Here is an 8,762-nt window from a genome sequence, read left to right as displayed (position 1 = left end):
GCCGCTCTGTCCGTTGGTGGTGGGGGTGCGCCCCCCCCTCCGGGGCCCCCACACCCACGAGACTCACGCCGGCAGATCCGCCGCCGCGGCCACATGGTCGAACAGCCCGTCCCCCTCCGTCTCGGTGAGCAGGTACGCCTGTGCCTCGCCGACGTGGAAGTACATCCCGTGCAGCTCCAACTCCCCCTCCCGCATGGCCCGGGCCACGGAGTCATGGGCGCTGAGGTGCTCCAACTGCTGCACCACGTTGGTCAGACAGAGCTGCTCGACCGCGTCGGCGGGTGCCCGCCCGGCCAGCTTCGCCCAGGAGCGGCTGTCGTCGGCCATCCGCTCCAGGCTCGGCAGTCCGTGCCGCAGCCACCGCTTCAGCGGGGTCCGGGCGCCGCCCGGCTCGGAGTTGAGCAGGGCCTGCATGGCTCCGCAGCCGGAGTGCCCGCACACCGTGATGGACCGCACCTTCAGCACGTCCACCGCGTACTCGATCGCGGCCGCCACCGAGTCGTCCCCGCTCTCGTCGCCGGGCAACGGTACGAGGTTGCCCACATTGCGCACCACGAAGAGGTCGCCGGGACCACTGGAGGTGATCATCGAGGTGACCAGTCGTGAGTCGGCGCAGGTGAGGAAGAGCTGGGTCGGTTGCTGGCCCTCACGAGCCAGCCGGGCCAGCTCGCCGCGCACGATCGGGGCGGTGTTGCGCTGGAACGCGCTGATGCCGCGGGCCAGTTCATGGCCGCCCGGACCTGGGGAGCCGAGGAGACCGGTCGATGCGGGAGGTCCGCCTTGTCCTCCTTGTACTCCTTGTCCGTCAGGTTCGCGCGGCTGGGTGGGTTCGGCCGGCTCGGCTGGTCCGGCCGTTTCTCGGGCTCGGGTCGGCCCACCCGCTCCATCCGTTCCCCCCGCTCCATCCGCTCCGCCCGTCTCGCCGGGTGCGCTGGAGTCCCCGGCGTCCGACAGGGCCGGCGTCGGCCTCGGCGTCGGCGCAGGGTTGGGGAGCTCGCACTGGTGGTTGCGCCAGGCCGTCCAGGGGCGGCAGCGGCAGTCGACCGCACCTGACGGCTCGGCGATCCGCGTGCCCGGGCTGCGCCCGGTCAGCTCGACGGAACCGCCCTGCGCGGTGTGTGTCCTCTGCCAGTCCTGAAGCGACTCGAAGGCCGCGTGGTCCATGAACGACCCGTCCAACTCCACGACGGCGGCGGACCCCTGGGGGACCAGGTGCAGGGCCCTGCTGAGCCGGGGCACCGCCAGGAACGTCAACTGGCCTCGGACGTGGACGTGATGGACTCCTTCCCTTTCGTGGTGCGTGATGCGGGTGCGGGTGAGGCGGTGCAGGGAGACGCCGACGGCCACGGCGATCCCGAGGGTGACGCCCTCCAGGACGCCGAAGAGGACCACGCCGAGGGTGGTGACGGCGTAGACCAGCACTTCGCGATGGCGGGTCACCGTACGAATGTGGTTCAGGGACACCATCTGGATGCCGACGGCCATCACCAGGGCGGCGAGCGAGGCGAGCGGGATGAACTCCAGGACGGGGACCATCAGCAGTGCGGCGATCACTACGAGAACGCCGTGCAGCATCGTGGAGTTCCGGCTGACGGCTCCGGCCTGGACGTTCGCCGAACTGCGCACCGCCACACCGGCGACGGGCAGTCCGCCGAGGGTGCCGGAGACGATGTTGGCGGCGCCCTGTCCGAGCAGTTCGCGATCCAGGTCGGAGCGGCCGACGCGGGCCCCTCGGCCGGATCCCGGGCGGGCGGCGAGCAGGTCGGGGCGTCCGGCCACCAGCTTGTCCACGGCGACCGCGCCTAGCAGCGACTGCACGCTGCACACGAGCGTGGTGGTGAGCACGGCCGCCACGAGCCCGAGCGCGGGGCCCTCGGGCAGTCCGGCCAGGGCGTGACTGCTCCAGGACGGCAGATCGACCTTGGGCAGGGTCAGCCCGGTGAGCGAGGCGGCGGTGGTGGCCCCGGCGACCGCGACCAGCGCGGCCGGGATCCGGCGCAGCAGGTCGCCGGCCCGGCCGGGGATGCGCGGCCACAGGAAGAGCAGGGCCAGGGTCAGCGCGCTCACCGACACGGCCGCGGGCTGGACCCGCGCCAACTGGGCGGGCAGCGCGCGGAGGTTGTCGAGGACGGAGCTCTGCGGGGTGCCGCCGAGGACGATGTGCAGCTGGGCGACGGCGATGGTGACGCCGATGCCGGCGAGCATGCCGTGCACGATCGCGGGGCTGACGGCGAGCGCGGTGCGGGCCACGCGCAGGCAGCCGAGGCCGAGTTGGACCACTCCGGCCAGGACGGTGATGGCGCAGGTGGTCCGCCAGCCGTAGCGGTGGATCAGGTCGGCGGTGACCACGGTGAGTCCGGCGGCGGGGCCGCTGACCTGGAGCGGGCAGCCGCCGAGCCGACCGGCCACGATCCCGCCGACGGCGGCGGCCACGAGGCCGGCCTGGAGGGGCGCGCCGGTGGCGAGGGCGATGCCGAGGGACAGGGGCAGGGCGATCAGGAAGACCGCGATCGAGGCCGACACGTCGGCGCTCGCGATGCGGAAGCGGCGGGGCGGGGTCGGTGGCGGGCTGTGGGGTGGATGGACGTGACTCGCGCGGTGCGAGTCGCTCGGGTCGGTTGCTCGGGTGGGTACGCAGGCTGACATTTTTCCCGTCTCCTCCGGGGCAGCGCGGTCGCGGAACAGGTGGTCCCCCGTCGATGGCGGGGGGCGGGTCGCGGCCGTGGGTCACGGCGTGCAGCGGCGGGATGAATCAACGCTCGGTAAATGGATCGTAATGCAGAGTAAAGGCCAGGCATAGACTTTCCGGGCAAATGGGTTAAAGCCTCACCCTCATGGGTGAAGTAGCAATTTCATCGGCTTGTCGTACTAATTCCTTCTCGGTCCCATGCGAGCTTGGCGGCGCTGTCGTTGGCCCCGAGAGAAGGAAGAAGGTGGGCGGAACATGGCCGCCACCCAGAGGATTGCCGCGGGAGCCGTGGTCGCCGCGGTCTGCGCCGCCTCGCTCGCCGGTTGCGCGACCGGCACCGACGACTCCGGGGGAGGAGCCGCCGGCCCGCAGAAGGGGAAGGCCGCCCAGGCGCCTCCCAAGAAGGTCTTCCGCCTGATCGGTGACGGCTCCACCGCCTACACCGGAGCGCAGCCGCACCTGCCCAGAGCCGAACGTCTCAAGCCCGGTGAGAAGCCGCCGCAGTTCGTGGTGTTCTCCTGGGACGGCGCCGGCGAGGACAGCCAGAAGCTGTTCTCGCATTTCCGCGAGGTCGCCAAGGAGAACCACGCGACCATGACGTACTTCCTCAGCGGCGTGTACATGCTGCCGGAGGACAAGCGCGCCGAGTACCGGCCGCCGCAGCACTCGCCGGGCCGCTCCGACATCGGCTTCAACGACGAACAGGGCATCGCCGACACCGTCAAGCAGCTGCGCCTCGCGTGGCTGGAGGGCAACGAGATCGGCACCCACTTCAACGGTCACTTCTGCGGCAAGGGCGGCGGTGTCGGCGAGTGGTCGGTGGCCGAGTGGAAGGACGAGATCGCCCAGGCGAAGAGGTTCGTGAAGTCCTGGAAGACCAACACCGGGATGACGAAGGCCTCCCCCCTGCCCTTCGACTACGACAAGGAGCTCATCGGCGCCCGCACCCCCTGCCTGGAGGGCCAGAAGAACTTCATGACGGCCGCGTCAGAGCTCGGCTTCCGCTACGACACCAGCGGTGTCAACGAGCAGCTGTGGCCCAGGAAGAAGCAGGGCCTGTGGGACCTGTCGATGCAGCTCGTGCCCTTCCCCGGGCACTCCTACGAGCAGCTCACCATGGACTACAACTTCATGGTCAACCAGTCCGGAACCAGGACCCAGGGCGACCCGGGCAAGTACCGGTTCTGGGGCGACCAGATGCGCGAGGGCCTGCTCAAGGGCTTCTACCGGGCCTACGACGGCAACCGCGCGCCCCTGATCATCGGCAACCACTTCGAGTCCTGGAACGGCGGCACCTACATGCGCGCCGTCAAGGAGACCATCGAGCGGGTGTGCAACAAGTCCGACGTGCGCTGCGTCTCCTTCCGGCAGCTGGCCGACTGGCTGGACGCGCAGGACCCGAACACCCTGGAGAAGTTGCGCACCCTGACCGTCGGCGAGGCGCCGAAGGAGGGCTGGCAGGCCTTCCTGAACGGCCGGCCGGCCCCGGCACCGAAGGGCGTACCGGGGGCGCCGGCGGCCAAGAAGCAGTAGGCGCCCGGCGGTTGGTGTCCGCTGTGGCCGGCGGTTGTCCTCAGACCGCCGCCACCGCGCTCTCACCGAGCACGAACGAGGGGTCGACCTGCGCCGCCAGGTCGGCCCCGGTGCGCTCGTTGCCCCAGGACTCGGCGTTCTTCAGGTGGAAGTGCACCATCTGCCGGGTGTAGCGCTCCGGGTCGCGCAGCTCGTACGTCGCGTCGACGGCCGTCCGCAGCCGCTGCAGGGCGCGGCGGTTGACGTCCTCCAGGAGCGCGAACCGGGGCGGCCGGCCCTTCTCCAGGGCCCGCACCCAGTCGGAGTGCCCGACCGTGACCAGCAGGTCGTCCCCGACCTCGGCGCGCAGGAAGTCGAGGTCGTCCTGACCTTGCACCTTGTTGCCGACGACCTTCAGCGTGACGCCGAAGTCGCGGGCGTACTCCTTGTACTGGCGGTAGACGGAGACCCCCTTACGGGTCGGCTCGGCGACGAGGAAGGTGAGGTCGAAGCGGGTGAACATGCCGGAGGCGAAGGAGTCGGAGCCCGCGGTCATGTCCACCACGACGTACTCACCCCGCCCGTCCACCAGGTGGTTCAGGCACAGCTCCACCGCTCCGGTCTTGGAGTGGTAGCAGGCGACCCCCAGGTCGGCGTCCGTGAAGGGGCCGGTGACCATCAAACGGACTACGTCGCCGTCGAGTTCCACGGGCCGGGCGCAGGCGTCGTAGACCGGGTTGTCCTCGCACACCCGCAGCAGCCGGGAGCCCTCGCCGGGCGGGGTGGTCTTGATCATCTGGGTGGCGGCGGCGATCCGCGGGTTGGAACCGCGCAGATACTCCTTGATCAACGGCAGCCGCTCGCCCAGGGCGGGCAGTGCGGCCGCCTCGGCCTCGTCCAGGCCGAGCGCCGGCCCCAGGTGCTGGTTGATGTCGGCGTCGACGGCGATCACCGGTGCTCCGGTGGCCGCGAGATGGCGGATGAACAGGGCGGACAGGGTGGTCTTGCCGCTGCCGCCCTTCCCGACGAAAGCAATTTTCATGTTCACGAAGCGTAGTCGGTTGATAGCTCTATGGGGCAGACGTGCGTGAAGAAGACCACTCCATCGTGGGGTCCGGGGCCGGTGTGCGTAGGGTCGTACTCATGAGTACGACAGGCGCGACCGCCGACCCGCTCGCGGCCCTGGGCTCGCTGCCCGGAGTGGCCGATTCCGTGGAGTCCGTGCGCAAGTCCGTGGACCGGGTCTACGGGCACCGTGTCATGCGGCGCCGCAGCAACGAGATCACCTCCGAGGCGGCCCTGCGCGGCGCCCGCGGCTCGGCCGCGCTGTCCGGCGCGGACTGGGCCCTGGAAGAGGTGCGCAGGCGCTCGGACTTCGGTGTCGACGACGAGGCGCGGGTCATGGGCGCGGCCCTGCGGCTGACCGCCGAGGCCGGCCAACTGCTGTCCATCTGGCGGCAGTCGCCCCTCAGGGTGCTGGCCCGGCTGCACCTGGTGGCCGCGGCGAGCGACGAGGACCAGGTCGGGCGCCCGCGTCAGGCAGGCGAGGACGTCCACGAGCCGCTCATCGAACTGCCGCTGCCCGGGGCGGCCGAGGTCTCGGGCCGGCTGGAAGGGCTGTCCGAGCTGATCATCGCGGGCAGTTCCGCCCCCGCCCTGGTCACGGCGGCCGTCGTACAGGGCGAACTCCTCGCTCTGCGGCCCTTCGTCTCCCACAACGGCCTGGTCGCGCGGGCGGCCGCGCGGATCGTCCTGGTGGGCAGCGGCCTCGACCCGAAGTCGGTGTGCCCGGCGGAGGTCGGTCACGCCGAACTGGGTCGCGCGGCCTATCTGGCGGCGCTCGACGGATACGTCTCCGGCACCCCCGAGGGCATGGCCGCCTGGATCGCCCACTGCGGCAGCGCGATCGAACTGGGGGCGCGTGAGTCGACGGCGGTGTGCGAGGCGCTCCAGCGCGGGGCGGCGTAGAAATCCCCGGACAAGGGTTGCGGCGGTACGAGGATTCGTACCGCCGCTGGCATGTTCACCGAGTTACCAAGCGTCCTCGATATGTTGCCCATCAGGTCGGGAACTTTGCCCGTCACCTGGTGCGGCTGGCCCGTAATCGACGGGTCGACGTCGCGTGGGTGCTCGATGTCCATGCTCGGTCCGTGGGGCCAAATGCGTTATTAAGGTGATCCTCTCGGATGTCCTTGGTCTCGCGGGCCGTTAACCCCTTTGTACTCCAGGACCCGGGCAAGCGGAACCCCCGCCGACCGTTCTTTACTTTTATCCTCAAATAGGCGTCAAGTGTGCTGAATCGCCTCACGCCACCTTTGATCGCCGCCGGTTCGCGTACCAGACGAGGCCGGCGGTGGCCGCCGCCGCTCCTATCGCGGCGACCGCCACGAGCGCCGGGCGGGGCGGTACGGCGAACCCGGGCAACCGCTGCTTGAGTCGGACCGGGCGGTGGAAATCGAGAATCGGCCACCCGCGCGCGAGAGCCTCGCGGCGCAGGGTCCGGTCCGGGTTGACGGCGTGCGGATGGCCCACGGCCTCGAGCATCGGCAGGTCCGTCGCCGAGTCGCTGTAGGCGTAGCAGCGCTCCAGGTCGTACCCCTCGGACTCGGCCAGCTCCTTGACCGCCTCGGCCTTCGTCGGGCCGTACGCGTAGTACTCCACCTCGCCGGTGAAGCAGCCGTCCTCGCCGACGACCATGCGGGTGGCCACCACCCGGTCCGCGCCCAGGAGTTCACCGATCGGCTCGACCACCTCGGCGCCCGACGTGGACACGATGACGACGTCGCGCCCGGCGGTGTGGTGCTCCTCGATGAGGGACGCCGCCTCGTCGTAGATGATCGGGTCGATCAGGTCATGGAGGGTTTCGGCCACGATCTCCTTGACGTGCTGGACGTTCCAGCCGCGCACGAGCGCGGAGAGGTACTCGCGGGTGCGCTCCATCTGGTCGTGGTCCATACCGCCGACGAGGAAGACGAACTGGGCATAGGCGGTCCGCAAGGCGGCCCTGCGGTTGATCAGGCCGCCTTGGTAGAACGACTTGCTGAACGTGAGGGTGCTCGACTTCGCAATGACCGTCTTGTCCAGGTCAAAGAAGGCAGCTGTGCGGGGCAACGAGTGGTTTTCCACGACCCCGAGCATAGGCGCAGCCCATTCGGCGTAAGGTGGGGCGCGTGGGTTTGCCTGGGAGGGCTCTCGGGTACACCATGGAAGTCACGGATCGTTCGCGACCGTGCTAACCCGGCCCGGCTCCTCCCCCCCCGAGTCGGCCGTGGAGACGACCCCCACTCTCCCCCCCGGTGGGGGTCGTCGCATGTCCGGGTGGGTTTTTCCTCTTCTGATCGCGGTCCTGCGACCGCTGCGAGGCGGCTTCGGCCGCCTCTTTCGCATGCCCATGATCCGTCACCGTGCGTAGTCGTCGCGGTGCTCTGCGGAGGTCGCTCACGGGTCCCACGGGGCCCACCGGTATGGGTGACGGCGATATTCACAACCGCTGAGTTGTCCACAGTTATCGACCAAGATCCACACGATTTTCGGGATCGCTGCACCGTGATTCCGACACATCCCGCTCGGGCCGACTTCATGGCCGGTTCCGGTTAGTCGGGTGTGTTTGGCCGGTTCGTATCGGCCGCTCATATGGAGGCCGGTAGCCGGTTCTTCACATGTTTGGGAATCGCGGGGCCGAAGGGGCCGCGTGAGAGAGGCGACGCGCGGGCTGTTTTCGGGGCCTTGGGCGTCGCAGTGAAGGGGGAAGAGGACGTGGCCGCAGCCGTCACACACGATCCGCCGCCCGCCGCCGGAGGGCGGCAGGGGCAGCCTTTGATCGTCACGGAGGACGAGGACCTGCTGGACGACCTGCTGCGCCTGTGCGCGGCGGCCGGGGCGAAACCCGAGGTGCACCACGGGCTGCCGGAGCGCAGAGGCAGCTGGGAGGCCGCCCCGCTCGTCCTGGTCGGCGACGACGCCGCACGGCGGGTGCGCGGAGCCGCGCGCAGACGCGGCGTGGTGCTCGTGGGCCGCGACCAGGACGACCCCGGGGTGTGGAAACGGGCCGTCGAGATCGGCGCCGACCACGTCCTGATGCTGCCGGACGGCGAGCAGTGGCTGGTCGACCGCATCGCCGACGTCGCCGAGGGCGTCGGACGGCCCGCCCTCACCGTCGGCGTCATCGGCGGCCGGGGCGGGGCCGGCGCCTCCACGCTCGCGTGCGCCCTGGCCGTCACCTCCGCGCGTGAGGGCCTGCGCACCCTCCTCGTGGACGCGGATCCGCTCGGCGGCGGACTCGACGTACTCCTCGGCGGCGAGAGCACCGAGGGGCTGCGCTGGCCCGCCTTCGCCGCCTCGCGCGGGCGGGTCGGGGGCGGCGCCCTGGAGGAGTCGCTGCCTCGGCTGCACTCGCTGCGGGTGCTGAGCTGGGACCGCGGAGACCGCATCGCCGTCCCGCCCCCGGCCGTCCGGGCGGTGCTCGCCGCGGCCCGGCGCCGCGGCGGCACCGTCGTGGTCGACCTCCCGCGCCGCCTCGACGACGGCGTCGCCGAGGCCCTCGCCCAGCTCGACCTCGGGA

At 70.6% G+C, this 8,762-nt stretch carries 6 protein-coding genes; 3 read left to right on the top strand and 3 right to left on the bottom strand.

The window, feature by feature from the left end; all coding sequences use genetic code 11:
• Nucleotides 1-63: 63 nt before the first annotated feature.
• A complete protein-coding gene (locus ACFULQ_RS47570; protein WP_383557659.1) occupies nucleotides 64-2,646 on the bottom strand; it encodes a bifunctional SulP family inorganic anion transporter/carbonic anhydrase in 2,583 nt (860 codons plus the stop codon).
• A gap of 298 nt (nucleotides 2,647-2,944) precedes the next feature.
• Between ACFULQ_RS47570 and ACFULQ_RS47565 the strand changes: the two genes are divergently transcribed.
• Nucleotides 2,945-4,222 carry a hypothetical protein gene (locus ACFULQ_RS47565; RefSeq protein WP_383557658.1) on the top strand — a complete coding sequence of 426 codons (1,278 nt, stop codon included), beginning with the start codon at nucleotides 2,945-2,947 and terminating at the stop codon, nucleotides 4,220-4,222.
• 40 nt (nucleotides 4,223-4,262) lie between these two features.
• On the opposite strand, the gene ACFULQ_RS47560 is transcribed toward ACFULQ_RS47565, so the two are convergent.
• Nucleotides 4,263-5,243 carry an ATP-binding protein gene (locus ACFULQ_RS47560; protein WP_383557655.1) on the bottom strand — a complete coding sequence of 327 codons (981 nt, stop codon included), beginning with the start codon at nucleotides 5,241-5,243 and terminating at the stop codon, nucleotides 4,263-4,265.
• Nucleotides 5,244-5,344: 101 nt separating this feature from the next.
• On the opposite strand from ACFULQ_RS47560, the gene ACFULQ_RS47555 reads away from it, so the two are divergent.
• The gene (locus tag ACFULQ_RS47555) at nucleotides 5,345-6,169 is read left to right on the top strand and encodes an oxidoreductase (protein WP_383557652.1); all 825 of its coding nucleotides are present in this window, start codon (nucleotides 5,345-5,347) and stop codon (nucleotides 6,167-6,169) included.
• 336 nt (nucleotides 6,170-6,505) lie between these two features.
• Here ACFULQ_RS47555 and ACFULQ_RS47550 read toward each other — a convergent pair whose 3' ends face one another.
• Nucleotides 6,506-7,339, bottom strand: coding sequence for an HAD family hydrolase (locus ACFULQ_RS47550; RefSeq protein WP_383557650.1), 834 nt, complete (start codon nucleotides 7,337-7,339; stop codon nucleotides 6,506-6,508).
• A 618-nt stretch (nucleotides 7,340-7,957) separates the two neighbouring features.
• Here ACFULQ_RS47550 and ssd point away from each other — a divergent pair.
• Nucleotides 7,958-8,762 (top strand): septum site-determining protein Ssd (ssd, locus tag ACFULQ_RS47545; protein WP_383557648.1); only part of this gene is annotated, 805 nt, incomplete at its 3' end.

Origin of the sequence: Streptomyces sp. NPDC057253 (assembly GCF_042669125.1) — a bacterium.
Lineage (GTDB): Bacteria > Actinomycetota > Actinomycetes > Streptomycetales > Streptomycetaceae > Streptomyces.
This window is presented reverse-complemented; position numbering and strand designations above follow the sequence as displayed.